The sequence below is a fragment of the Mesorhizobium sp. LCM 4576 genome (genome assembly GCF_001854815.1).
Classification (GTDB): Bacteria; Pseudomonadota; Alphaproteobacteria; order Rhizobiales; family Rhizobiaceae; genus Mesorhizobium; species Mesorhizobium plurifarium.
The window spans coordinates 25,164-51,066 of the sequence record NZ_MDDT01000021.1; the positions used below are offsets into that span (position 1 = coordinate 25,164).

Below are 25,903 nucleotides of genomic sequence, written 5' to 3' on the forward strand. Positions count from 1 at the left end.
ATCCGAACAGAAACGGATAGCCCATCGCCAAATGTCCCTTGAGCACGGTCAAGGAACGGTCACGAACCGAGGCGTTGAAATGCTTTGAAAATCAGTGCCTCTTTCACAATTTCGGTTGGCGGCTCCGTTGTGGCCCTTGATCCGGTAGGAAAACACGTGTTTCCGGGTCATGGGCCGGAGAATGGCCAGTCATCCTTAGGCGGACACCCATCTCGGTGACGAGCCACATGCCGTTCCTAAGCTGTGCGCCGAAATCGACAAATCGACCGGAACCCGGTGCTCTATGAACCGCGCGTAGTAGTAAGTAAAGAGGCGCGACGGCAGAAAGTCATTGCCATTTTTGTGCTTTCGCTGAAGAAATTGTACAGCTGCAGCCATGGCAGCCAGAGCTTTGGAGCCACCAGTTCGGCTGGCCTAGGCCGAACCGGCCATTAGAGAAATCTAATACGCCAGACAATATTTAGGATACAGAAGTTTCTTACATCTTCTGGCAACTGAGGCAGCTGCGTAGTGATTGACCCTAAGGGTGAGCACTACGAAAATGACGTCGCGGTGGGGCAAATCGATTGGGCACGAAATCTATCCATTGCGTCCTTCGACTGCTCGGGAGGGCAAAGCATCGCTACAATCCCCTGGCGCAGGTCCGCACGTTAGCCGATGCCCGTTCACTGGCAGAGCAGATGTTTCCCCGCGACCCGAACGCGTCACCGATCAACGACGATGCCGCAGGGTTCCTCACGGCGGTGATATTGTACGTCAAGYACATGGCGCCGGCTCAGCGGCAGACGATGACTGCCGTGTGCCAGTCGGCTTCCCAGAAGGGCCGCTATCTGTAGGCCGTTGCAAAGAAGTTGCCCCACTCCCGCTGGCGGCGGAAGCCGGTTATGCGGTGCTTGAGAAAGCTCGGGATCGTGGCCGCCAGACTTTGGAGGCGACGCTGGCAAGCAAGGTCGCCCTTTGACGCGACGACGAACTCCAGGAGAGTTTGAAGGGGAGCGACTTCGCGGACCTCAAGAATCGGCCGATAACGGTCTACATCGACATGCCGCTCGGCAAGATGGAGCCCTACTCCCCGTGGTTGCGCATCCTCCTCAAGGGCGGGCGCGCTTGATGCCATGGAGAGGAACCGCAGGACGCCRGACATCTCGGCGCTCTTCATTCTCGATGAATTCCTGAACCTCGCCCCGTTTCCGGAATTCCGCGCGGCGATCGGCACMTATGCGAGCGCTGGGTYCGGCGTTGGTTTTTCCTGCAGGAAAGTCATGTCGCTGCTGGAGCAGTRCCCCCGGCAACAGCTGGCAACCGTTCCTCGCGTGGTCGGTCAAGCAGTTCTTCGGCATCGACGACCCGATAACCGGCGAGTTCATCGGCAAACATCTTGGCCACGAAACTGTGGCCTATCTCAGCATCAGCAGCGGCCACAACGGATTCTCGGTTCGATAGATGCTATGCCACTTTTTAGAAGGCTTGCGTTGACGCATCGCGCTCGAACGCGATCCTGCCATTTCCCGGGCCAGGCAAGCGAGGCAAGAGCGGCTCAGGTCTCGTAAATGGAGCGGTTGCGCCTCGGCCACCGCCCACCGCAACGTTGTTCCAGCCGGCTCATGTCGTCTACCGTGACACGGCGGCTGTTCTCGATCCGGATCACGCCGTCCATTCTCAGTCTGGTCAGCTGACGGCTCACCGTCTCATTTGTAATTCCAAGGAAATCAGAGATGYCGGCGCGCGTCAGCGGCAGATCGAAGCACGYCGAGCTGGCCGCCGGGCCAACACTGGAATCGATGTTGCGGGCGATCATGAGAAGAAAGCTCGCTACCTTCTCAGGCGCGGTCTTGCAGCCCAGAGTCACCATCCATTCGCGTGCTTCGTCGAGCTCTTTCAGCGTCTGCTTGAGCAGGCGATGYTCGAGCTCCGGTGATTGCTTCATCATCTTTTCGATTRCCGCTTTCGGAAACGAGCATATCGAGACAGTCGTTGCCGCTTCGGCATGGATCGCGCTTTTCGCCTCGAAGGGCTGTCCCAGAAAATCCGGCGCGAACCGGAGACCGACGATTTGCTGGCGGCCGTCCGAGAGGCTCTTCGTCAGCTTCACCACGCCCRAAAGCACGTTCGAATAGCTGTTGAGGGTCTCGGCATCGCCAATCAGTTCGATGCCCCGTTCGACCCTGTGCCGTGACGAAGTCTTGGCGAGCTTGGCCAAACGATCTGGATCGAGTGCGCTGCAGAGGCCACGGTGCCGTGCCTGRCAAGACAGGCAATAGACGGGGATGCCGGAACTGTGAAGACCRTGCCGTAGTGTCATTGATCGCTCTCCCGATCTGATCGCCCTCCCGGTCCCAAGCGCCGGCACGATAACCATCGACGGTAGAAAAATCCTTGCGGCAGTTTGTCATGCTGGAGGCTGACCGAAATCAGTGCTTTGGCTCATCTGTGCGTCCACAGTTGGCGACTCAAACAGGTTGACCACGACATGCGATCGGAACTTGCTGCCAGACTTGGTGAGAATGTCCCGCGCTATACCAGTTACCCCAGCACACCGCATTTCCATCAAGGTATCGATGCGGTCGTTTATCGCGGCTGGYTGGAGGCACTCGAAGGCGGCGGGGAGCTATCGCTTTACCTGCATATTCCCTATTGCGACAGGCTCTGCTGGTTTTGYGCGTGCCATACCAAACATACACGTCACTATGCGCCGGTCGCCRCCTATTTGCAGTCGTTGTATGCAGAGATCGCGACGGTTGGCAGCCTTGTCAGCGGCAAGGGCCGAGTTCGCGCGGTTCATTTCGGGGGCGGTTCGCCGACCATGCTGAAGCCGCAGCATCTGGTGACATTGGGGACGGCGCTGCGAGACAATTTTGATTTTCTCGATGATGCCAAAATCAGCGTCGAGATCGATCCGAACGATATGGACGGAGTCCGCCTCGACGCGCTTGCCGAAATCGGCATGACCAGGGCGAGCCTCGGCGTGCAGGACTTCGATCCGAAAGTGCAAAGAGCGATCAACCGCGAGCAAAGTTTGTTGCAGACCAAGGCAGTCGTCGATGGCGTTCGCTCCCGGGGAGTAGATTCCGTGAACCTTGATCTGCTCTATGGCCTGCCGCATCAAACCAGCGAGAGCGTGCGTTCCACCGTGGCGCAGGCGCTGACCCAGGAACCGGACAGGATCGCCCTGTTCGGCTATGCTCACGTGCCCTGGTTCAAGAAACATCAGACGATGATCGACGAGGCATGGCTCCCCGGTCCGACGGAGCGGTTTGCGCAATCGCAACTTGCTGCGCGAGCGATCGAGGACAATGGATACGAATCAATCGGGCTCGACCATTTCGCAAGGCCGGGCGATGCGTTGGCGATAGCGGCCCGCGCGGGAGAATTGCATCGCAATTTTCAGGGTTACACCGAGGATCGCTGCGAGACGTTGATTGGACTTGGCTCTTCGTCCATCGGCCGGTTTCGTCAAGGCTATGTGCAGAACATGCCTTCGACCGGCGAATACCGGAGCATGACGGAAGACGGGAAGCTGGCCGCCGTCCGCGGCATAGCATTTTCCGACGACGATCGCGTCCGGGGCTGGATCATTGAGCGACTGATGTGCGATTTCGCCTTCTCGGCGATCGACTTGGTGGAGAGCTTCGGGAAAGCCGGCCAGAAGCTCCTCCGTCAGGCAAGCTCCATAGCCCTTAATGATCCTGCTCGACTGCTCGAACTCCAAGGCGACCGATTCGTCGTGCCGGCGGAAAATCGCCCGTTCGTAAGGAGCATTGCGGCGAAGTTCGACAAATATTTCGAGGGTGGAACGGCCAGGCACTCAGCTGCAGTTTGAGCATTTTGATCGTAAAATTCGCGTCAATCGCGTTTGATCGATTGCTAGCCATTTCCGCAGCACGGGAAATTGCGAGGGTTCATGTGGCTGCATATAGCAGCCTGGCCTCTCATCGCGGCGCCTCAGTCGAACGCGACAACGTCGCAGCAAGCGTCGCGCCAAAACTGCGGCGACGCGAGAAACGCGCAGGATCCTGCATATCTTGCTTATGCAGGTTTCTGCACTGGCCGCTGGCGCGTGCCTATTCGACAGAAGGGCCGACGGTCAGGGTGGAGTGTCGCTCTGGGCCTACATGCTGCCTGGCAGCGACAGGAAAGCCATCGACGCAAGCTCTTTACGAGGCTGCGATCGGCATCTTGATTGTCGATTTCTTGCTATGGGATGYCGAAGGCTGTCGCCCCGGCGAGTGCTGGCTAAACGCCTCGTTTGTTGCCCCAGAGCATAACGTGCAGCTGTGGTAACACGCGGGCTTCGAACCACCTGTCGCCGGTTACGCTGTCTACCAGCCACTCCATGCGTTTCATTATTCCATCAACGTCGACAGGAGCGTCTTCATTTCCGGGGTGTGGCGGCGTGTGATTGCCGGGTTGCAGATAGACTGGAAGTCGCGGAAATCTCGCCGCGGCCTCTTTCGCAAAGGCATAGTCATTTTCGTCGAAAACAACGAGCTTCAGCACGACTTGCGGCTTGTCCTGCGCCGCCTGGAAGCATGCCTCGATAATAGCCCAATCGGTCCTCATTTCACTTGACGGCGGCTTTGGGCTAAGGACCAGCACGTCAAGTTCGGCGAACCATTCCCGGACCACGGAACCTTGGGTTTCCAGAGCAAATCGGTAGCCCTCGTCATGGCCTCGTTTGATGAGAGCACCGAAAGGCTGGATAGCCGGATTGCCGCCTGACAGCGAAACCATCAACGGGCGGCCGCCGGAAAGCGCGACAATCTTTTGCCACACGGCGTCGCAGGACRTCATCTGCCATTCATCCCGGAATTGCCTGTCGACCGCATGCAGACTGTCRCACCAGGAACAGCGATAATCACACCCGCCGGTTCTGACGAAGACCGTCGRCAGACCGATGAGCACGCCCTCGCCCTGGATCGTCGGCCCGAAAATCTCACTCACGCGGATTGCGGGATGCGTATCGGTCATGGCCGGCATTCGGCCCATGTTTTCGGCGTCTCGCTAACCCGCACGGCCGTGGTTTCGGGCAAGCGTGCCTTGCACCATTCATAAAAGTGTCTGGCCAGACATTCCGCGGTAACCTTTTCATGCCCCAGCACGTCATTGAGATGTCGGTGGTCGAATTTATCGTCGATATAACGTTTGAGCGGTGCCAAATCGTGATAGTCGCGGACAAAGCCGTGCTCGTTCAGTTCCTTGCCCGATAGCTCCACTTCGACGATGTAGTTATGCCCGTGCAGGCGCGCGCACTGGTGGTCAGGCGGCAGGGACGTGAGTTGATGAGAGGCTGAAAAGTGGAATTCCTTGGTGATGCGGAACATTACACCCCCCTCCTGCGCAACGCGTCCAGCCAGAAGTCGGCGTCCTCGTAGTCGGTGGGATCTGGGTGGCCACAGAGATGAAACGCCTCGCGCCGCTCGACGCACGTCCCGCACCGTCCACAGTGACGCTTGCCGCCCTTGTAGCAGGACCAGGTCTCCGCAAATGGCGTGCCGTGGCGGGCTCCATCCTCAATTATGTCCGCCTTTGTGAGATTCACATAAGGCGTATAGAGTCGAATATTCGCGTAGCCTTCGAGCGCGCGGTCTTGCATCATCTGGAAGGCGTCGATGAAGGCTGGTCGGCAGTCCGGATAGATGAAGTGATCGCCACCATGCACGGCCGTCGCCACCGCTTCCGACTTGCGCGCGGCAGCGAAGCCGAAGGCGATGGCCAACATGATGGCGTTCCGATTGGGCACCACCGTGACCTTCATCATGTCTTCGGCGTAGTGCCCATCGGGTACCTCCACATTGTCGGTAAGCGCGGAGCCGGAAAGGCCGCGGCCGATTTCGCAGATGTCGATGATGCTGTGCGGGACGTTCAGACGCTCCGCGCAAAGGCTGGCGAAGTCCAATTCCTTGCTGTGCCTTTGGCCGTAATCGAAGGATAGCAGGCCGGCGAGTTCGTGCTCCGCTGCCACTTTGTGAGCAAGGGAAATGGAGTCCAATCCGCCGGAGCAGACGACGAGAGTCTTCATCGTTGGGGTTTCCTGTTTTGACCGGGTAGGCTGCGACCGGAGATTTCTCTGCTCTCCCAGTACCCCAGGGAGCCTCGTTTGTGAACTGAGGACGAATTTGATGCGCTGACGTGCCGCTGTGCTCAAGCGGGCTGAGCCTGCAAGAAACACGAAACTGATAGACGGCCCACCTCACTGCATGTCCAAGATCCAGGCATAACAAAATAGACTCTGAAAGAGGCCGGAGCTTCAGAAACAAGCTTCTCGACGCTTCAATCAAGCGCCAGGTGGCGGAGCTTCGAGGACCTAAGGAACCGAGTTATGGGTCTCGAGCGGAAGGCCAACGTCATTACCTTCCCGCGCCTTCCGCCCAAGRCTGGTTCGAATCGGAGCACACGCGGGYCAAGGGCCGAGCGTCACCCAAACCAAATGGGTCGGGYGTGGGCCGACATCTGTGAACAAGCCGTGTGCGTCGTTGCAATTACCCCGGTGTTGCGCGCAATTGCTCCCATGGCTGCGGATGAACTGGATTCGCTGGTATTCCAGATGGCGGTCGAAAGTGTCGGCGCGCTCTCCATAGGCTTCACTGAAAAGGCTGCGGCGATAGCCGCCAGGAGCCGCGGTCTCCTACTTTTCGACGTGCGGGTGGACGGTGACGCGGCGGTCCAGCGGATCGCGGCCATCCGATATCCAAGTGACCGGACGGGCGTGCTGGCTTTGGACATACGAGGCGTGGGTATTCGCCATTGCATTGTCGGCGGGACTTTCTCGGCTTTGACCGCGCCACTGGAGAATTGGACCGGCATGCCCCTGTCGATGCAGGCAAAGATTAGTGTCGACGACCATGCCACTCTCTTCCTAGGCGCCTTGCGGGAGGCCGGACATTTGYCGATCAGCCAGCCTGATTCATAAGGGTTGGCGGAGGTGGTGAAAGCCGTTGAAACGCTGTGGGATTGGTCGCTTACGCCAATTCTAATTATTTCCGGAGACCCCACTCCTACCGCATCTGAGCGGTTTGTCATCTGTCACAGGCAAGTCCGTGATTGCCCGTTTCGACGGCGGCGTGCCGTCGGCCAACAATGGCGAATACTGYCGGCGCGGCGCGGCCGAAAACCACATCAAGTCCTGGAAGACGCATCTCACTGGCCACCGCACATCCTCCTCAAGAGCGACGGCTAACCAGTTCCGGCTGTTCCTGCATGCCGGCGCCAACTGGCTTATGCGGGGCTTGCGCGCCGCGATGCCGAAACGAGCTCTGCCGTCGTCCGACTCGACACGCTGCGTTTGCGCCTCATCATGATCGCCGCGCGTGTGGTCGAAACGAAGACCCAAATCCCCGCCTGCACCTGCCGGCATTCTGCGCGGACCGGCGCATCCTGCGCATCGTCCTCAGTCGCATCCTTCAACTCGCGACATAAACGAGGGGAACCCCGAAACGAACGCGCCGCAAAGCCCCGCCTGCCATCACCGGCGGATCAACCCCGGCGCCCGACGGGGCGGCAAAACGTACCGCAATGGCGACCAGAGCGCCACCTCAGGCCGCCGAAAGCTCATCRCCGTGCATCAAGCGGGCCARGTGACCGCCGGTGATCGAGGACCTCTGGATCGTCAATGCACAATGCCCCAAGTATACAACTCAGCCAGCCTTCAACGACCAAGCTATGTTCGGACTTGTGCTTGTCAGCGCCTTGGGGGACTGCTGTAGCTGGAGCGGTCATTATAATGGCCAAGGCCGTGGCAGCAAGTATCGTTCGCGGCCAGTTAGACCACAATTTGAGGAGCCTCAAGAGCCCTACATTGTCTTCTTTTGAGGTAGGCATTTTTCGTTTTCCTTTTTGATCAACACGGATTTGAAGAGGATCTGGTGTTATTTCCCGCCGGGAGAGCCGGCGAAGCAGATATTCATATGGTCGATTCATGAGTTCTCCTGAATGTTTGTTTTACGGGAATCGTCATGGCAGCCCTAGCTGACAGCCTGAAAGCGATCTGCGGGATAGCGATCCTGTCTGCCAAGCGCAGCAACATCCAACGGAGCTGGGCGTCCCACGGGATGCGCAGCAGATTGCGTTCGGACGAACGTTATGTGAACTCCTGGGTTACCTGCGCGACGGCAATGTCGGGATGCGTATCATGGCTGTGACTATGCAATTGGCATGCCACCAAGAGGGTTGTGAGCAGCGACCACAAATCGGCGGATTCGTCCCTGGCCGGCTTGATCCTGACCCCCAGGGTGTCTGGACCTGAACACAGATTGTCGTTAATCGGACCCTCACAAAACGCTGTGACCAGCTTTAGCACCGGATACGTGAGTCCTCCTTGAGAATTGCGCGTCTGGGAGGGGCAGATCGGGAAGGAGCCTCCCGATCATCCGGCGCCCCTAGTCTTCTTGGAGGTTTCTATGAAGGACTCACGCATTCCCGAGCCGGTTTTGGTGGCTATGTCAGAGGGGGTGCACGTCATTCGCGCTTATCGTGAACACCTTGGATATTCGATCGAAGACGTGGCGGTGACGAGCGGGTTAGCCACTGAGGAAATCCAAAACATCGAGTCGGGCTTAAGGTACAACAAGGGCTATCGGGATCGCATCGTGAAATCATTGTCCCTGCCTGTGGGAATTCTTGAGGAGGCCGAGATGATGGGCGTTGCGTCACGAGTGGAGAATTTGCAAGTGAGTTGAACATCAATACCCCAGCTCGTGGCCCTGTTTGGCTTGATTGGCGGCTGAAGCGACCCGAGCCGGTCGGCCGCCCGGCGGGTCGCCGGATGCCTGCGTCAGAGCCATAGAATTCTTGAAAAAGTTCACTCCGATGCATAGGCAATCGGCGGGGCGTTGCGAAGGGTCAAGACTATTGCCGCCCAACGCATGTAGGCCGCTTAGAGTTTCTGAATACTACCCGAAAACGGCCACGGCCCCATTTCTCGGCTGATGCTAGCCGCGATCCTGGAATGCGAAGTTGAAACCTTGGCAGCCGAACTATCCCGGTCAGGGCCTTCGGCGGGGTATAGCGCCGTTGGCGCCGGGACATATTACCACTCGTCTCCTTTCTCGGGCTTCGGTGATGGCAGGATTGCAATGGCACCATGTGGCGGAAAACGCCCGACCGTGGACGCTGGTTGTTTCCGGGGTGGCGCCATTGCTTATTGCCTGCCAGACAATGATCTTCGGTTGGGAAAGCTGTTTCGGGACTTGGCCTAAATCAGCGAATAACCGGTTCGCCGTGGAAGCGTCGCCGCGAGGGCGGCGAAACGCCGAAGCCGACTTCCATCATCAGCCTCGGGCTGTGCGCCGGTACGGTGCCCATGTGGAAGCCGAACGGATCCTCGACGAAACCAAGCCCTGCCTCTCCGGTAAGTGTCACGGCGCTTTGCTCGCCATAGACGCCCAGTACCTCTTCTGCGGGATGGCCGACGAGAAGCGTCAGTTGATGCTTGAGCGCGCGTCGCTTGTGACTGCCGCGGACGTAGACATGCGGGCCGGTGCCCTCGTCTACCGGCAGTAGGTAAAAGAAGAACTTCAACATCCGCCAGTCATCAAGATCGAAGTGGTATTTGCCGAGTGATGCCAGGTTCTTGTCTGCGTCGGAGGCCTGGGTGGTGGGGAAGCTCCACCAAACGCGCGTGGTGATCAGTTTCGCCTGGCCGCCCAGATAGTGTTGAGCGATATCCATGAGCAACGGATCGTTTTGGATGGCAACTGCCGCCTTGCAGCCGAGAATGCGCTCGAAATAGTGGCCGCTGAGCAAGGGACGGCCGAACCGAGCTTCAGCCTGTGCATGCTCCGTCGGCATGAATTCGAAACGGCGATCGAAATTTCCAAAGCAAGGTGTGCATCGCACGAAAGCTGCAATCTCCTCATGGATAAATTTGGGCAAGACGAGTCCGGAAAAARGCCCATCCGACTGCAGCGCATCGACAACGTCCCGGCGATTGACGCCGACAAACATTGTTTCGCGCCCTTTCTGCGACGCTCGAACAGGCTTTGCACCAAGCCAGTGCATTCTCCGTGCCGGCATAGTGCGGGCGAGCACGAACATCGGCAGCCACGCTGGATTCTCGCGAAGATCCGACAGATATGTCGGAATGCGCACGGCCATGCGACGTAGCATACTGCCGTTTCGTGCGATTGCTTCGAGATTTGTAGCGACGGCTTTGTCGGTATTCGTAACGGTCATCAGGATCCTCAGGTATGAATGCACTTTCGACGAAGCATTGGTTCTCACTGCTTCGTCACGTATTACCCAAACCCGATTCCCGCAGCGGAAGAACGCTAGCCACGCGTCAAGTTTTGTGCAACGCACAATTTCCCTCATCAGGAAACGCAGTTAGATACTGCTTCCCTCACCAAACATCAGGATCTCTCTGAGCCACCGCCCATTAGGTGGCGGCAATGATGGATCGCGTGCCGCACCCGATTGCGAAGATTGGCCACCCGATCAGCCCAGTATTCTTCGACACGCCTTTCGCGGCGGCACGCTCATGCGGCTCCTCCGCTTCCTGTCGCGTCAGCGTCAGCATCTTTGGGCGCATCGGCAAAGACGTGCTCGGCAGCAGGGAAGCGCCGCTTGCGCACCTCATCCGCATAGGCCGCGGTCGCGGCGCCGGCCTGGTCACCGAGTTCTGCGTAGCGCTTGACGAATTTCGGCCTGAATGGGGAAAACAGGCCGAGCATGTCGTCACTCACCAGGATCTGGCCGTCGCAGGCCGGTGAGGCGCCGATGCCGATGGTTGGGATGCCAATCTCGCTGGTGATGCGGCGCGCGAGCTGCTCTGGCACCTTTTCAAGCACGACCGAAAAGGCCCCGGCTTGCGCGACCGATATCGCGTCGCGCCTGATCCGCTCGGCGTCCTCTCCCCTGCCCTGCACGCGGTAGCCGCCGAAAGCGTTGACTGCCTGCGGCGTCAGGCCGATATGAGCCATGACAGGGATGCCACGAGCACCGAGGAATTGGATAGTAGCGGCCATCGCCTCGCCGCCCTCCAACTTGACAGCCGCGCAGCCGGTCTCAGCCATTAAACGAGCCGCGTTGCGGAACGCCTGCTCGGGACTTTCCTCATAAGAGCCGAACGGCAGGTCAACGACCATCAGCGCCTTCTCCAGGCCACCGCGCACGGCCTTGGCATGCATGATCATCATGTCGAGGGTGACGCCGAGCGTCGACGGCAGGCCGTGCAGCACCATGCCCACGCTGTCGCCGACAAGAACGATGTCGCAATGTCGATCGACCAGTCTTGCAATCGGCGTCGTATAGGCCGTCAGGCACACCAGGGGGACGCCACCCTTACGGGCCCGAATATCGGGCGGTGTAATCGCCCTCGAATCACCTGCTGTGCTCAATGCATGCCTTCCTTCCCCGACGTCACCCACCGCAGGTGTCGCGTTTGGCACGTTCTTGTGCAAATGCGAAGAGCTAAAAAAGCGTGGAGCTGCGCGGTGTTGACGTGCAGACAGCTGCGTTTAAATTAAATCGATTAAGGCACCCGGCCTACCAACCGCTTTCGCCACCATGGACAAACAGGCAAAAGGAACCAAGAAAGATCGAGCGGCCGTAAAGGCCGACGAAGTCACAGTGGACCTGATCGCCTTTGTCGTCGCTGTAAACGAAAATGAACCCTGTGTCCTCACCATCGGGCAAGCGGATACGCTACCTTCCGGACCATTTGCGCTTGAGCACCGATCGCTGCAATCCGGGTTGAGGGGATGGGTGGAGCAGCAGACCGGCCATCCGCTGGGCTATATTGAGCAGCTCTACACCTTCGCCGATCGAGACCGCATCGGCTCCGGGCGCCGGCAGCGCGCTATCTCCATCAGCTATCTCGCGCTCACGCGCAAGGAACAGGTGGCGAGCTCGCCAAAATGCGGCTGGCGAAGTTGGTATGAATATTTTCCATGGGAGGACCACCGCTCCGGCACGCCGCCGATAGAGTTGGACGTCCTGCGGCCGCGACTGATTGAATGGGCAGACGGCGCCGGCGACGCGGCGACGAGACGCGAACGTCGACAGCGGACAGCGACAGCCTTCGGCTTCGACGGCCGCYATTGGAATGAGGAACTCGCGCTTCAGCGCTATGAGTTAATCTACGAAGCAGGTCTGGTCCAAGAGGCCGGAAGCGCGCGCGACGCGACGCGGCCTTCGCTGGTGCCCAGCAAATCCATGGTCGCCGATCACCGTCGCATCGTGGCGACCGGCATTGCGCGACTGCGCTCCAAGATCAAATACCGGCCGGTCGTCTTTGAGCTGATGCCGCAGTCATTCACTTTGCTACAGCTGCAACGAACCGTCGAAGCGCTCGCCGGCAGGCTGATCAACAAGCCGAACTTTCGTCGCCTCATAGAGCAGCAGGAACTGGTTGAGGAGACCGGCGAGATTTCTGTCGATACGGGCGGGCGACCGGMAAGGCTCTATCGCTTCCGCCACGCTGTCCTGGACGAGACGCCCATAGTCGGCACAAAATTGCCCGTCGCGCGGGGTTGACACGCTTATAGTCGGCATAGATATATATCCGTTATAGTCAGATGGATTATAATTGGAGGGGCCGATGAGCGGGGCGTTACCTTCAGCCGCGTCTCTTTATCGGCGCGTCTGGCGCGTCATCCCACCAGGGGAATGGGCAGCGTTCAGCGATGACATCGAGGCCATTTTGGCGCTCAAGCGCGAGCRAAATGCCGTCATCCTGGCCCACAACTATCAAACACCCGAAATCTTCCACTGCGTGGCCGATATCGTCGGCGACAGCTTGGCGTTGGCTCGCAAGGCTATGACGGTCGAGGCGCAAGTCATTGTGTTGGCCGGCGTGCATTTCATGGCCGAAACGGCCAAGCTCCTCAATCCGAACAAGACGGTGCTCATTCCGGATCTCGGCGCAGGCTGCTCGCTGGCGGAATCGATCACCGCACAGGACGTGCGCTTGATGCGCCAGCGTTATCCCGGCGTGCCGATCGTCACCTATGTCAACACGTCGGCCGAAGTGAAAGCCGAATCCGACATCTGCTGTACATCAGGCAACGCCAAGGCGATCATCGAATCCCTTGGCGTCCCCCGGGTGATTATGTTGCCGGACGAATATCTGGCCCACAATATCGCCGCCCAGACCGACGTCGAGATAATCGCCTGGCAAGGCCATTGCGAGGTGCATGAGCGCTTTACGCCGGCCGATATCCGCGAGTTGCGCGAAAACCACCCCGGCGTGACGGTGCTGGCCCATCCCGAATGCCCGCCCGATGTGGTGGCCGAAGCCGATTTTTCCGGCTCGACCGCAGCCATGTCCGACTATGTCGAAACGCAAAAGCCGCCACGTGTCGTGCTGATGACGGAATGCTCGATGAGTGACAACGTCGCGTTAGCGCACCCAGATGTCGAGTTCATCCGGCCCTGCAATTTGTGCCCGCATATGAAGCGGATCACGCTCGCCAATATCCGCAGTGCGCTCGAGGAGAACCGACACATCGTCACGATTGATCCCTGTGTTGCTGAACGGGCACGCTGGGCCGTCGAGCGCATGCTCTTCGTATGACCACCTACGTCCATGACATTGGCGGGGCGCCGGTCATCATCGGCGCTGGCCTGGCCGGACTGATGACGGCACTGCATTTGGCGCCACAACCAGTCGTCCTCCTTTCCAGGACGCCACTTGGTACGGATGCCTCGAGCACACTCGCGCAGGGTGGGCTTGCGGCAAGCTTGGGCGAGGACGACAGCCCTGACCTGCACCTCGCCGATACACTTGCCGCTGGCGATGGGCTTTGCAACGAAGAAATAGCCAGGCGAGTGGTYGAGGCCGTCCCTCACGCCGTCGAGAACCTCATTCGTCTTGGTGCTCCCTTCGACCGCRCATTGGATGGGAAACTGCGGCTGGGCCTCGAGGCAGCCCATTCACRGCGCCGGGTCGTCCATGCCGCTGACGCCACAGGCCATCAGTTATTTCATGCGCTGCTTGCCGTGGCGCGGCGCACCCGTTCGATCACAATCATGGAAGGGATAACAGCCCTTCGCCTGGTGGTCGCCGAGGGCTGCACCGTTGGCGTGCTGGCTGTGCTTGAGAGCTGCGCGTTCGCATTGCCCACCCGCCGCGTAGTGTTGGCGACCGGCGGCATAGGTGGCCTGTTTTGCGACACGACCAACCCGCTTTCTTCGTTTGGCCACGGGCTGGCGCTGGCCGCCTGTGCCGGCGCAGAGCTCGCCGACCTGGAATTCGTGCAGTTCCACCCGACAGCGCTCGACACGCAGCGCCGGCCAATGCCGCTGATAAGCGAAGCCGTGYGGGGCGAAGGCGCAGTGCTGGTCGACGAATATGGTCACCGCTTTCTTGCCGCGACCCCCGGCGCTGAATTCGCATCGCGTGACGTGGTTGCGCGGGCGATCGCCAATCAACTCGCCGCTGGCCATCGCGTCTACCTCGATGCCCGTCGATGCCTCGGGCAGAAATTCGCAAAACGCTTTCCCGCGATCGATGCGGCGTGCAAGCAGGCTGGCATCGACCCGGCCGTGGAGCCTATTCCCGTGCGCCCTGCGGCGCACTATCACATGGGCGGCGTGGCCGTTGACACGGAAGGGCGCAGTTCCGTCTCGGGCCTATGGGCGTGCGGCGAAGTGGCTCACACGGGACTGCATGGCGCCAACCGACTCGCCAGCAACTCGCTGGCCGAAGCGGTTACAACAGCCGCCTGGGTGGCGGCAAGCGTGGCCGGCACCAGCGCCGGCTGGCAGTGGCCGAGGCTTCCCGCAACTGTGTCTGTGCGACCCGACCCTTCACCTGTCCGCCAACTTGTCTCGAATGCGCTCGGGATCTTTCGCAATGGCAAAGCGCTTGGCGAGGCGATCACCACCCTTCTGACGATCGCGGTCGGCGAAACGGCCGCGGCCGACCCGGCTCTGGTGGCGTTGTTGATCGCGATCGCGGCATTTCGGCGCGAAGAAAGCCGCGGCTCGCACTTTCGGTCCGATTTTCTGGGCCGCAATCCCGAGGCCCTGCCGTCGCGACTGACGCTTTGCACTGCGTTTGAGCATGCCGTTGCGCTCAGCTGGCAGAGATCCGAACGGAGTTGCTGATATGAGCTCCCTTGCACCACTTCCCCAGATTGTCATGGAGCCGATCGTCCGCRCTGCCTTGCTGGAAGATCTGGGAAGAGCCGGCGACATCACCAGCGATGYCATCATCCCCGCCGATTGCAAGGCGACGCTCGCGTTGAATGCCCGGCAGGCCGGCGTTGTCGCCGGGCTCGATCTGGTGATGTTCGCGTTCCTCCTCGTCGATCCCGGGATCAGCATGCAGTTGCGCTGCCCAGAGGGCGGCAAGGTTTCCGCCGGAGAGACCATCGCGGTCGTAAGCGGGTCGGCGCGAAGCCTGCTGACGGCCGAGCGGACCGCGCTCAATTTCTTATGCAAGCTGAGTGRCATCGCAACGGCGACGGCCTCGCTTGTAAACGCGGTACGCGGCCATAGCACCAAGATCGTATGCACGCGAAAAACAACGCCAGGCCTGCGTGCCCTTGAAAAATATGCCGTGCGCGCCGGCGGCGGCGCCAATCACCGCTTCGCGCTCGACGACGCCGTGCTCATCAAGGACAACCATATTGCCATTGCCGGCGACATCCGCACCGCAATCGAGCGAGCGCGTCGTGCGGTAGGCCACATGATCAAGATCGAGGTGGAGGTCGACACGCTGGATCAGTTGGAGATGGCGCTGCAGGCGAGCGTTGACGCGGTGCTCCTGGACAACATGTCGCTCGATGACCTTACCCAGGCCGTGGCGATGGTCGGAGGGCGAGCGATCACCGAGGCGTCGGGTCGGGTGACACCGAAGACGGCTCCCGCAATCGCGGCGACCGGCGTCGATCTGATCTCGGTCGGCTGGCTTACCCATAGCGCTCCCATTCTCGACATTGGCCTGGATATGCCCGCGGACCGGAACTGCCGCAGGCATCTGAACTGAGGGAGAGGGCATGAACCGGGACCGCAGGAACTCCTTTGGCCGCAGGCTAACTCGCGCCACCACCTCCCCGTCCGCCGACCCAAGCCAGCTCCTTGGCGCACTGCATAGTTCTAGCGGGGAGGAGAAACCGACGGGCCAGGGGCAAACAAAGGACCGCGTGGAAGCACTTGGYTTTATCATCTGCCGGCTCGACGAGCTGCGCCAGATGGCTGCCTCTCATGGACTGGAAGCACTCAGTTGCCTGTTGGATGTCGCCTTCACCGAATCCTGCGACGCGATCAGAAGGGAGCATTCTTGCGCTCAAGCCGAAGAAAGCACGCGATAGGCGCCGAGAACGCGAGGCACCGGGGCACCGGATCGACGTCGTTTTGGAGGAAGGGATGCGCAAAATCGTTGCCGGCAAGCTGCACGGCATCCACGTCACCGAGGCCAATCTCGACTATCACGGCTCGATCACGCTCGAYCCCGACCATTGCGAGGAGGCAGGCATGCTGCCGATGGAATTCGTCGAGATCTGGAACAAGAATTCGGGCGCGCGGATCTCGACCTATGTCATCCTCGGTGAGCGCGGGTCGCGCTGTTGCATCCTWAACGGCGCCGCGGCCCGCACCTGCCAGCCAGGCGACCAGGTCATCATCTGCAATTCGGTCTATGTGCACGAGAGGGAGCTCACCGCGCTCAAACCGCGTGTGYTGACCTTCGACAAGGATAATCGGATCGTCGACCGACTGACTTATTCGGTCGAGCGCGATGCAGGCGGAGACTACAGCTTTTCCATACTTAATGAATCCAACGACGTACTATGCGTGCCGGCGCTGGTGGGCAGATCATGACGGGCTCCGAAGTCCGCTTTCTTGGCTGATTAGCCAAACGTTTTTTGCTGATGGAGGTGGAATGAACGCGGAACTTGGCCCGGACTTGACATCGGACCCTCTCGGTTGGGCGCTTCCGCCCTGGACGCAAGAGGAAGCCCAGGCAGTCTACGACCTGCCCTTCAACGACCTGCTCTTCCGGGCGCAGACGATCCATCGCGAGAATTTTGATCCCAACCGGGTGCAGCTGTCGCGCCTGCTGTCGATCAAGACCGGCGGCTGCCCCGAGGATTGCGGCTATTGCAGCCAGTCCGCGCATCACCAGTCCGGCCTCAAGGCCTCGAAGCTGATGGAAGTTCAGCGCGTCATTGCCGAGGCCAGGAAGGCGCGTGACGCGGGCGCCACCCGCTATTGCATGGGTGCTGCCTGGCGCAGCCCCAAGGAGCGCGACATGGATGCGGTGGTCGCCATGGTCGAGGGCGTGAAGGCGCTCGGCATGGAGACCTGCATGACRCTCGGCATGGTCGATCTCGAACAGGCCGCTCGATTGAAGCAGGCGGGGCTCGACTACTACAACCACAACATCGACACGTCGGAGCGCTACTACGGCGAGGTCATCAGCACGCGCAGCTTTGCCGATCGGCTGGATACGCTCGAGAACGTTCGCCAATCCGGCATCAAGGTCTGCTGCGGCGGGATTGTTGGAATGGGCGAAGAGCCGGTGGATCGCATCGGCATGYTGGTGACTTTAGCCAACCTCCCGGAGCCGCCCGACAGCGTTCCAATCAACATGCTCGTCCCGATCGCTGGCACCCCGCTTGCCGACGCCAGCCCTATCGAGCCGATCGAGTTCGTGCGCATGATTGCGCTCGCCCGCATCATGATGCCGAAATCGTATGTCCGCCTTTCGGCCGGCCGCACCGCCATGACCGACGAGATGCAGGCACTGTGCTTTTTTGCCGGCGCCAATTCGATCTTCGTCGGCGACACGCTGCTGACGGCGGGCAATCCCGGCCAGGACAGGGATACGCTGCTCTTTCGGCGTCTGGGCATCGAGCCGATGGAACTGGAGGCGCAGTGAACGAGGCACTGTTTGCCCGCTACGAGGCGACCTTGCAGGGACTGGCGCGCAAGGACCGGCTGCGACGGCTTGCGCCGCGCGCCGGGCTCGACTTCTCATCGAACGACTATCTCGGGCTTGCCGCCTGCAAGAGGCTTGGCGACGCGGTTGTGGCTGCGATCGCGCGGGGCACGCCGGTCGGCGCAACAGGATCGCGGCTGCTGCGCGGCAACGCGCCGGAGCATGAGCAATTGGAAGCTCACGCTGCGGCGTTTTTCGGGGCCGAGCGCGCGCTTTTCTTCGGCGGCGGCTACATCGCCAATTTCGCTATTCTGACGACGCTGCCGCAGAAGGGCGACCTACTCGTCCTCGACGAGTTCGCCCATGCCAGCATGCACGAGGGTGCGCGCGCCGGACGCGCGGAGTTCGTTCTGGCCGCGCACAACGACGTCGACGCCGTCGAGGACGCTATCGGGCGCTGGCGCACTGAAGGCGGCATGGGGCGCGTCTGGATCGCGGTCGAAAGCCTCTACAGCATGGGTGGGGACTGCGCGCCTTTGGAGAGTCTTGTGGCGCTGGCCGACCGGCACGAAGCGTTCATCGTTGTCGACGAGGCGCACGCTACCGGCGCCTGGGGACCGGACGGCCGCGGCCTTGCCGTCGCTTTCGAGGGGCGCGACAACGTCCTCGTGCTGCATACATGCGGCAAGGCGCTCGGCGCATCTGGCGCCCTCGTCACAGGCCCAAGGACACTGTGCGACTATCTCGTCAACCGCTGCCGTCCGTTCATCTATGGCACTGCGCCATCGCCGCTGATGGCCGTGGCCGCGCGCGAGGCGCTCGCGATATTGTCCGATGAACCAGCGCGTCGTCTCCGGTTGCATGAAATTATTGCATTTGCGGGCCGCCAGCTGGCAGAGCGCCTCGGCGCAGCGCCCAGCGGCTCGCAGATCCAGCCAATCATCATCGGCGACAACCGGCGCACCATGGCGGTGGCGGCGGCACTGYAGGCCCGCGGCTTCGACATACGCGGCATTCGTCCGCCGACTGTGCCGGAAGGGACGTYGCGCCTGCGCATATCGCTGACGCTCAACGTCGATAAAGCCGCCATATCCGCCGTGATCGATGCGCTTGTCGAGGCGTTGGCCCAGAATGACCAAAGGTGACATGACCCGAAGCGACATCAGCAGAGGCATAGTCATCACCGGAACGGATACCGGCATCGGCAAGACGGTGTTTTCGGCGGGCCTCGTCGGCCTGCTCGACGGCTTCTACTGGAAACCGGTGCAATCGGGCCTCGACGAGGAGACCGACAGCGAGGCCGTTACCCGGCTCTCCGGACTGCCGGCCGGGCGCGTCCTACCCGAAGTCTATCGTCTGAAGACGCCACTATCGCCGCATCGTTCGGCCGAAATCGATGGCGTCGCAATCGAGGCGGCAAAGCTCTCGCTGCCGGAGTTGCCAGGCCCGCTCATCATCGAAGGCGCTGGCGGAGTGATGGTGCCGCTCAATCGGCAGACAAAATTCATCGACATATTCCGGGAATGGCAACTGCCGGTCATTCTTTGCGCGCGCACCGGGCTCGGCACCATCAATCACACATTGTTGTCGATCGAAGCGCTCAGGGCCCGTGCCATCCCCCTCATCGGCGTCGCCTTCATCGGCGGAGAAATGGCGGATAGCCAAAGGACGATCGCGGAATTTGGAAATGTGCGGCAGCTTGGCAGGCTGCCCTACCTTGATCCACTGACATCTAAAACCCTGAGGAAAGCGATGGTTTCGGGCTTCGATCTCTCGCCGATTGCATGGGGTCAATGATGTCGCAGTCCCGCGTCTGGCATCCTTTCACCCAGCACGCGCTCGAGCCGGCGATCCCCAAAATTGTCCGGACTGAAGGCGCTTATCTCCACAGGRCCGATGGCACGCGCATCCTCGACGCTATTTCGTCGTGGTGGGTCGTCACCCATGGTCATCGCCATCCGCGCATCGTCAAGGCGATCGAGACGACTGCTGCAAGCCTCGACCAGATCATCTTCGCCGGCTTCACGCACGAGCCGGCCGAACGCCTCGCCAGAGCCTTGGTGGATCTCGCGCCGCCGGGACTCGACTGGGTGTTTTATTCCGACAGCGGCTCGACCTCGGTCGAGGTCGCGCTGAAGATGGCGCTCGGTTATTTCCGCAATATCGGCGCGCCGCGCTCGCGCATCGTCGTCATGGAGCACAGCTACCATGGCGACACGATCGGCGCGATGAGCGTCGGCGCGCGCGGAGTGTTCAACGCCGCCTACGAACCCTTGCTGTTCGAAGTCGACACCATCCCCTTCCCGGCCGCAAGACGCGAGCAGCAAACATTGGATCGGTTCGAGGTCGTCTCTCGCGACCGGCGCGCAGCTGCGCTGATTGTCGAGCCGCTGGTGCTCGGCGCCGGCGGCATGCTGATGTATCCGCCCTGGGTTTTGGCTGAGTTGAAGAGGATCGCCGAGGCTTCGGGCATGCTCTTGATTGCCGACGAAGTGATGAYGGGCTGGGGACGCACCGGAACCATGTTTGCCTGCGAGCAGGCGAATATCTCGCCCGACATCCTTTGCACCTCGAAGGGCCTGACCGGCGGCACCATTCCGCTTGCCGCGACGCTGGCGACCGACGCCATCTTCCAGGCCCATTATTCGCTCGACCGGAAGAAGACCTTCTTTCATTCGAGCTCCTATACGGCCAATCCGATTGCCTGCGCGGCGGCACTCGCAAACGTCGAGATCTGGCACGACGAGCCCGTTATCGAACGGATCGCGGCGCTCGCCGCGCTGCAGGCCGCTGGCCTTCAGCGCTTTCACGACAATCTCTGCTTCACCGACCGCCGGATCACCGGCACGATCGCTGCGCTCGATCTGGGTACCGCATCCCCCGGCTATCTGGCCGAGATCGGTCCAAAGCTGCGGGCATTCTTCCTCGAGCAGGGATTGCTGATGCGCCCGCTCGGCAATGTCCTCTATCTGCTCCCACCCTATTGCGTAACCGGCGCCGAGCTCGATCGGCTTTATGACGCCATCGAGGAGGCCGGCGAACGCTTCGGATCCAAACMATGAGCAGGTCGTCGCGCATCCTCGGGTTTGGCCACCATGTGCCTGGGCGCAAGGTTGAGAACGCCGAGATCGAGAACAATCTCGGCCTCGAGCCAGGCTGGATCGAACGGCGCACAGGAATTCRCTCGCGCTTCTGGGCGACTGATGAAGACACGCTCTCGGGCCTTGCCGCGCGGGCCGGCGACATGGCGCTGGCAAATGCGGGTATCGATCGGAGCGGAATCGGTCTTCTGTTGCTCGCCACGTCAACCCCAGACCATCTCCTGCCGCCGAGCGCGCCGCTGGTTGCGCACCGGCTCGGCCTCGGCCGCGCCGGCGCCATCGACCTGACCGGCGCCTGCGCCGGTTTCATCTATGCGCTGATGTTCGCCGACGGGTTCACCCGCCTGCACGGTCGACCCGCCCTTGTCATTGCCGCCAACATTCTGAGCCGTCGCATCAACCCGGCCGAGCGCGCCAGCGCCGTGCTGTTTGCTGATGCCGCCGGCGCAGTCGTGATCGGTCCCAGCGAGGATGCCGAACAAGGCATTCTCGGCGCTTCGGTGGATTCGGACGGTTCGCGCTACGGATTGATCCAGATCCCCGCCGGAGGAAGCAACACGCCTTTTCAAAACGACCTCGATCTCGCGCAGACCCGCATGACGATCATCAATGGCCGCGAAGTGTTCGCCAAGGCCGTGGAGATGATGACGTCATGTTCAAGAGACGCGCTCGCGATAGCTGGAATGCGGCCGCAAGACATCGACCGGTTCGTCCCGCATCAAGCCAACGCCCGCATTTTCGATGCTGTCGGCCGAAACCTCGGCATTGCGGACCAGGCAATCGTCAAGAGGATCGCCGTATACGGCAACTCTTCGGCCGCAACGATCCCTCTCTCGTTGTCGCTCGTCAATCGGTCGCAGCCACTCCGGCCGGGCGAGAAAATCCTTCTGGCGGCGGCGGGTGCCGGTCTCAGCGGCGGGGCGCTTGTGGTTGGAATTTAGCCGCGCGTCGGCCGCCGACAAGACATCAACACCGTTCAGGCGAGACGAAAAAAGGACAACAGACCAATGCGAAAACTAGTCGCCGGCAAGCTTCACGGCATCCACGTCACCGAGGCAAATCTCAACTACCATGGGTCGATAACGCTCGATCCTGACCACTGCGAGGCAGCCGGGATCCTGCCCATGGAATTCGTGGAAATATGGAACAAGAATTCCGGCGCGCGGATTTCGACCTATGTCATTCTCGGCGAGCGCGGATCACGATGCTGCATCCTCAATGGTGCTGCCGCCCGCACCTGCCAGGCAGGCGACCCGATCATCGTGTGCAACTCCATCTACCTGAACGAAGCGCATATCACAGCGCTGAAGCCGCGGATCGTCACGTTCGACCAGGACAACCACATAAGCGAGCGCCTGAGCTACTCGGTCGATCTTGACGCATCTGGCCGTTACAGTTTCTCGATGCATGATGAGGCCAATGAAGCTTTGGCGATTCCTGCGCTGGTTTCCCGGGCGTGACTTGTCTTTGATGCACGCGTGAGCCGACGCGCTGTTTGCCGTCCCCGTCCACGAGGTAGTGTCGTGACCCGCCGTAAGGGGGGCTATGACGAACCTCGAGGCCATCCTTATCGGCGAGCGCTGAGGGTGCGGCGCCTCGAGGTAGCGGTAGAGCCGCATGCAAGCCGCAAAAAAAGATCGCGACCAGATGATATGGAGCAATTCATGATCTTCCGTCAGCTGTTCGATTCCTTTTCGAGCACCTATTCCTACCTGCTCGCCAGTCGCCAAGGCGGCGAGGCATTGATCATCGATCCGGTTCTGGACAAGGTCGACCGCTATCTCCGGCTCGTGCGTGAGCTTGACCTGAGGCTGGTCAAGGCGGTGGACACGCATCTCCATGCCGACCACATCACCGGCCTTGGCTTRCTGCGCGACAAAACGCGATGCATCACGGTGATGGGCGAGCAGACCAAGGCCGACGTGGTATCGATGCGGCTTGYCGACGGCGACAGGCTGACCATCGAGGGGCTGGTGCTCGACGTCGTCTACACGCCCGGCCACACCGATGATTCCTACAGCTTCGTCCTACCCGACCGGGTGTTCACCGGCGACACACTGCTGATCCGCGGCACCGGCCGCACCGACTTCCCGAATGGCGATGYGCGGCACCAGTATGAGTCGATCTTCGGCCGCCTGCTCAGGCTGCCGGACCCCACGCTGGTCTACCCGGCGCATGACTACAAGGGCGACACTGTCTCGACCATAGGCGAGGAGAAGGCCTTCAACCCGCGCCTGCAGGTGAAGTCAGTGGACGAATATGTCGAGATCATGAATAGTTTGAAGCTCGCCAATCCGAAGATGATGGATGTCGCCGTGCCGGCCAACRTGAAGGTCGGACTGCAGCAGGACGAGATCGCGCGGCGGGGCTGGGCGGCCAACGCCAGCGAAGCGTTGGCGCTGGCCGGCAAGCCGGATGTCGCGCTGATCGACCTGCGCGAGCGCTCCGAGCGCGAACGCCAAGGCATTATTGCGGGGTCACTGCATGTGCCTTACCCGAGGCTGCAAGAAAACATCGCTCCCGGCGGCCTGTTGCACGAGCTCGTCCGTTCGACCGGCAAGCGGCTTGTGCTTTACTKCGCCTTCGGCGAGCGTTCTGCCATGGCGGTGCAGGCCGCCCAGGATCAGGGCCTCACATCAGCCTGCCATATCGAGGGTGGAATCGACGCCTGGARGAGGGCGAATGGACCATTGGTAAGGTAGCTCCGCCCTCTCCCACGACAAGAAAGAAAGGGGCCTCGTCAGAAATCCATGCCGCCGCCGCCCGGCAGATGCGGTGTTTCACGCAGACGGGCCTCAATGAAGGTACGGTGCGRCTGATTGCGTCCACTTCTGCGTCTGAGGTGGYGCATCACCTCAATGTGCGCACGTTTTGTGGGAATCGTCAGCACGCGTTGCGGCACACCAAAGGACGCCGCAGTAACCCGCTCACAACGACCTTGCCGCCAGCCGTTTGGCTTCATTCCCGGAACGCGGTGCGGACGCGGCGACSCATGATTGACAGCAGGCTTGTCCCTCTCACGAGCAGAAAAATGTGAAGCGCAGCCCAGAGCCCATGGTTGCCGTACATCTCTCCCAACCGGAACACAGCAGCGACGAACGCCGCGAACGCTAAAAGCATCGTATTGCGTATGTCGCGCGACCAGGTGGCACCAATGAAAATACCTTCCATCTGAAATGCCGGCGCACCGCTCAGTACCGCGAATGCTGCCCAAGGAAGATAGGAGACCGCCTCAGTGCGTACGTCTACCGCCCGCGCTATGATGCCCACGAGCTGTTCGCCGGAAGCGAGAAGCAAGACGCTGGCACACCCAGCGAACCCGAGCCCCCAGCCGGCGGTCAACCTAACGGCCCGGAAGAACGCCGGCCGATAGCTGGCCCCAATGGCACGGCCAACGAGTTGCTCCGCGGCGGCCCCAAACCCGTCGAGGAAATAGGCTGTGACCAAGTACAATTGCATCAACACTGCGTTCGCGGCAAGAACCAAGGTGCCCAGTTGCGCCCCCTGCCGCGTAAAGACTATGTATGCCCCCATCATCACGAAGCAGCGGATCATGATATCGCTACTAAGATGAAGCATCCGGCTCATCTCCGCTACATTGAAGACAGGCTGGCGCGACATTTTCGGCATTGCACGAAAGCGCCCAAGGAGGATTGCCATGCCAGCGATCATCGCTGCGGCTTCGCCGCACACCGCCGCCCAGGCGACACCTGCAACGCCCCAGCCGAGATAGAGGCCTAGAAAATTGGACAACCCAATATTCAGCCCGTTCAGGACGAGTTGCAAGAAAAGTCCCCGGCCCGCCTCGCCGCGCCCCAGGAAATATCCCAGCATCGCATAATTGATGAGTGCGGCGGGCGCGGAGACAAGGCGAATGCGGATATAGTTTTCCATCGCAGCGGTCACACCTGGTTCCGCGCCGATGAACCATTGCCGATTGTGACAATCAGTGGCGTAAGCGCGACGAGAGCCAAGCCGGACATAGCTGCAATCACAAACGCTCGCCAGAAGACCGCCCGCTCTTCGGTGGCATCGTGCCTCCCGAATGCCTGGGCGACGAGCCCAGTTGTACTGGAGCGCAGGAAATTGAAGGTCGTAAAGACGACATTGAAAACCATAGCTCCGGCCGCAAGGCCGCCAAGCAATGAAGCATCGCCGAATCGGCCGATGATGGCCGTGTCGACGAGGCCCAGTAACGGAGTAGTGAGGTATGCAAGCGTCATGGGTATGGCGATCGCAAGGACCTGGCGGTTGGTGACTTGAAAGGGGCTTGAGCCGAGGATCGGGGCGTTCTGTTCCACATAGACTCCCCATGGGCTCAGGTGCAAAGTTTTGATCACCAGCGGTGGCAAAGCCCGCTAGCTGGACCCTCAGCAACGCGGCTTGCGTGATAGTTCGTGCTTACCAGTTACCAGTGCCCGAACTGAACTTACCATCGTCAGCTTATTTTCGATCGTAAAGATTCTATGAATTTGGATGAAGGATCGATTGCGACAGATCGACAGGTGATGGCAGCACGGCGTGCATAGACAAACCGGGAAGGCTGTGATCTTTGGGGCGCCGCAACACTGGCTTTTCTACTCAAGTCGCTTGTTTTTACGATGGGCTGAAACTCCGWAAGCACCCAGCAAAGTTGTGGCAAGCGACCTTGTGCAAAGGTTCGAGAGCCTCGACAGCGCATGCTTAGAACAACAGGCGAAGCAGCGTTCTGCGCCTCCCCATTCTAGATGTTAGCTGTAGGCCAAGGTCGCTCAAAGCTGGAAAGCGAAGAGCTTTCCGAAACCTATTAACGGCACCAACGGCTGCTTAAAGCCGCCGAGCTTGATCGCATCCTAAAGCATGGCCTGGTGGGCCGTGATCACCGGTTTTCCTATCCGCGCCTCAAGGTATCAATGATCATAGAGGTCCTTAGCCCGGTGCAGGGAATGAAGAGAGCTTGGGATTCATTGGAATTTACAGCTGTAGCTGCCTCCATAATGCT

Annotated in this window: 22 protein-coding genes and 2 pseudogenes; 16 read left to right on the plus strand and 8 right to left on the minus strand. The window is 60.5% G+C overall.

Annotated elements, in window-relative coordinates; all coding sequences use genetic code 11:
* Positions 1-826 precede the first annotated feature (826 nt).
* Complete coding sequence (locus LCM4576_RS11690; protein WP_050070889.1) at positions 827-1,159, minus strand: hypothetical protein; 333 nt, start codon at positions 1,157-1,159, stop codon at positions 827-829.
* A 378-nt stretch (positions 1,160-1,537) separates the two neighbouring features.
* Positions 1,538-2,302 carry a Crp/Fnr family transcriptional regulator gene (locus LCM4576_RS11700; protein WP_071032257.1) on the minus strand — a complete coding sequence of 255 codons (765 nt, stop codon included), beginning with the start codon at positions 2,300-2,302 and terminating at the stop codon, positions 1,538-1,540.
* Between the two features lie 168 nt (positions 2,303-2,470).
* Between LCM4576_RS11700 and hemN the strand changes: the two genes are divergently transcribed.
* Entirely contained in the window at positions 2,471-3,820 is a 1,350-nt protein-coding gene (hemN, locus tag LCM4576_RS11705) for an oxygen-independent coproporphyrinogen III oxidase (protein WP_071032258.1), read from the plus strand.
* A gap of 413 nt (positions 3,821-4,233) precedes the next feature.
* On the opposite strand, the gene queE is transcribed toward hemN, so the two are convergent.
* The 3 genes from queE to queC are packed head-to-tail and all read right to left on the minus strand — an operon-like array spanning position 4,234 to position 6,019.
* Entirely contained in the window at positions 4,234-4,968 is a 735-nt protein-coding gene (gene queE, locus LCM4576_RS11710) for a 7-carboxy-7-deazaguanine synthase QueE (protein WP_071032328.1), read from the minus strand.
* Positions 4,965-5,321, minus strand: a complete 357-nt coding sequence (queD, locus tag LCM4576_RS11715; RefSeq protein ID WP_041003134.1) for a 6-carboxytetrahydropterin synthase QueD — start codon at positions 5,319-5,321, stop codon at positions 4,965-4,967. The genes queE and queD overlap by 4 nt, the downstream gene beginning before the upstream one ends.
* Complete coding sequence (gene queC, locus LCM4576_RS11720; RefSeq protein WP_042646591.1) at positions 5,321-6,019, minus strand: 7-cyano-7-deazaguanine synthase QueC; 699 nt, start codon at positions 6,017-6,019, stop codon at positions 5,321-5,323. The genes queD and queC overlap by 1 nt, the downstream gene beginning before the upstream one ends.
* Positions 6,020-6,508: 489 nt before the next feature.
* On the opposite strand from queC, the gene LCM4576_RS11725 reads away from it, so the two are divergent.
* The 3 genes and pseudogenes from LCM4576_RS11725 (at position 6,509) to LCM4576_RS11735 (ending at position 8,675) form a co-directional block, all read left to right on the plus strand.
* Positions 6,509-6,910, plus strand: a complete 402-nt coding sequence (locus LCM4576_RS11725) for a hypothetical protein (RefSeq protein ID WP_071032259.1) — start codon at positions 6,509-6,511, stop codon at positions 6,908-6,910.
* A gap of 175 nt (positions 6,911-7,085) precedes the next feature.
* Positions 7,086-7,333 (plus strand): annotated as a pseudogene (locus LCM4576_RS34650) (transposase); the annotation flags it as partial.
* Between the two features lie 1,063 nt (positions 7,334-8,396).
* A complete protein-coding gene (locus LCM4576_RS11735) occupies positions 8,397-8,675 on the plus strand; it encodes a helix-turn-helix transcriptional regulator (RefSeq protein ID WP_042646676.1) in 279 nt (92 codons plus the stop codon).
* Between the two features lie 520 nt (positions 8,676-9,195).
* Here the strand turns inward: LCM4576_RS11735 and LCM4576_RS11740 are convergent.
* Together LCM4576_RS11740 and panB are read right to left on the minus strand one after the other, a co-directional pair.
* Positions 9,196-10,170 (minus strand): hypothetical protein, encoded by a 975-nt coding sequence (locus LCM4576_RS11740; protein ID WP_071032260.1) that lies wholly within the window; start codon positions 10,168-10,170, stop codon positions 9,196-9,198.
* 302 nt (positions 10,171-10,472) lie between these two features.
* Positions 10,473-11,333: a 3-methyl-2-oxobutanoate hydroxymethyltransferase gene (gene panB / locus LCM4576_RS11745; RefSeq protein ID WP_042646597.1), complete on the minus strand. Its 861-nt coding sequence runs from the start codon at positions 11,331-11,333 to the stop codon at positions 10,473-10,475.
* Between the two features lie 169 nt (positions 11,334-11,502).
* Between panB and LCM4576_RS11750 the strand changes: the two genes are divergently transcribed.
* The 12 genes from LCM4576_RS11750 to LCM4576_RS11810 all read left to right on the plus strand — a co-directional run bounded on the left by LCM4576_RS11750 (position 11,503) and on the right by LCM4576_RS11810 (position 23,624).
* Entirely contained in the window at positions 11,503-12,471 is a 969-nt protein-coding gene (locus tag LCM4576_RS11750) for an NrtR DNA-binding winged helix domain-containing protein (RefSeq protein WP_071032261.1), read from the plus strand.
* Between the two features lie 64 nt (positions 12,472-12,535).
* The gene (gene nadA, locus LCM4576_RS11755; RefSeq protein WP_071032262.1) at positions 12,536-13,510 is read left to right on the plus strand and encodes a quinolinate synthase NadA; all 975 of its coding nucleotides are present in this window, start codon (positions 12,536-12,538) and stop codon (positions 13,508-13,510) included.
* Positions 13,507-15,045: an L-aspartate oxidase gene (locus tag LCM4576_RS11760; RefSeq protein ID WP_071032263.1), complete on the plus strand. Its 1,539-nt coding sequence runs from the start codon at positions 13,507-13,509 to the stop codon at positions 15,043-15,045. Before nadA ends, LCM4576_RS11760 begins: the two co-directional genes overlap by 4 nt.
* Before the next feature lies 1 nt (position 15,046).
* Positions 15,047-15,928, plus strand: a complete 882-nt coding sequence (gene nadC, locus LCM4576_RS11765) for a carboxylating nicotinate-nucleotide diphosphorylase (RefSeq protein ID WP_071032264.1) — start codon at positions 15,047-15,049, stop codon at positions 15,926-15,928.
* Positions 15,929-16,308: 380 nt separating this feature from the next.
* Positions 16,309-16,761, plus strand: a complete 453-nt coding sequence (panD, locus tag LCM4576_RS11775) for an aspartate 1-decarboxylase (RefSeq protein ID WP_042646603.1) — start codon at positions 16,309-16,311, stop codon at positions 16,759-16,761.
* A 61-nt stretch (positions 16,762-16,822) separates the two neighbouring features.
* A complete protein-coding gene (gene bioB, locus LCM4576_RS11780) occupies positions 16,823-17,821 on the plus strand; it encodes a biotin synthase BioB (RefSeq protein ID WP_042646605.1) in 999 nt (332 codons plus the stop codon).
* Entirely contained in the window at positions 17,818-18,966 is a 1,149-nt protein-coding gene (locus LCM4576_RS11785; RefSeq protein ID WP_071032265.1) for an 8-amino-7-oxononanoate synthase, read from the plus strand. The genes bioB and LCM4576_RS11785 overlap by 4 nt, the downstream gene beginning before the upstream one ends.
* 16 nt (positions 18,967-18,982) lie before the next feature.
* Positions 18,983-19,618, plus strand: coding sequence for a dethiobiotin synthase (bioD, locus tag LCM4576_RS11790; RefSeq protein ID WP_042646678.1), 636 nt, complete (start codon positions 18,983-18,985; stop codon positions 19,616-19,618).
* Positions 19,618-20,883 carry an adenosylmethionine--8-amino-7-oxononanoate transaminase gene (locus LCM4576_RS11795; RefSeq protein WP_071032329.1) on the plus strand — a complete coding sequence of 422 codons (1,266 nt, stop codon included), beginning with the start codon at positions 19,618-19,620 and terminating at the stop codon, positions 20,881-20,883. Before bioD ends, LCM4576_RS11795 begins: the two co-directional genes overlap by 1 nt.
* Positions 20,880-21,863, plus strand: coding sequence for a beta-ketoacyl-ACP synthase III (locus LCM4576_RS11800; RefSeq protein WP_071032266.1), 984 nt, complete (start codon positions 20,880-20,882; stop codon positions 21,861-21,863). Before LCM4576_RS11795 ends, LCM4576_RS11800 begins: the two co-directional genes overlap by 4 nt.
* 66 nt (positions 21,864-21,929) lie before the next feature.
* A complete protein-coding gene (panD, locus tag LCM4576_RS11805) occupies positions 21,930-22,382 on the plus strand; it encodes an aspartate 1-decarboxylase (protein ID WP_042646611.1) in 453 nt (150 codons plus the stop codon).
* Positions 22,383-22,586: 204 nt separating this feature from the next.
* On the plus strand, positions 22,587-23,624 hold the full coding sequence (locus LCM4576_RS11810; RefSeq protein ID WP_071032330.1) for an MBL fold metallo-hydrolase: 1,038 nt from the start codon (positions 22,587-22,589) through the stop codon (positions 23,622-23,624).
* A 256-nt stretch (positions 23,625-23,880) separates the two neighbouring features.
* On the opposite strand, the pseudogene LCM4576_RS11815 reads toward LCM4576_RS11810, so the two are convergent.
* A pseudogene (locus tag LCM4576_RS11815) lies at positions 23,881-25,223 on the minus strand (MATE family efflux transporter).
* Positions 25,224-25,903 lie beyond the last annotated feature (680 nt).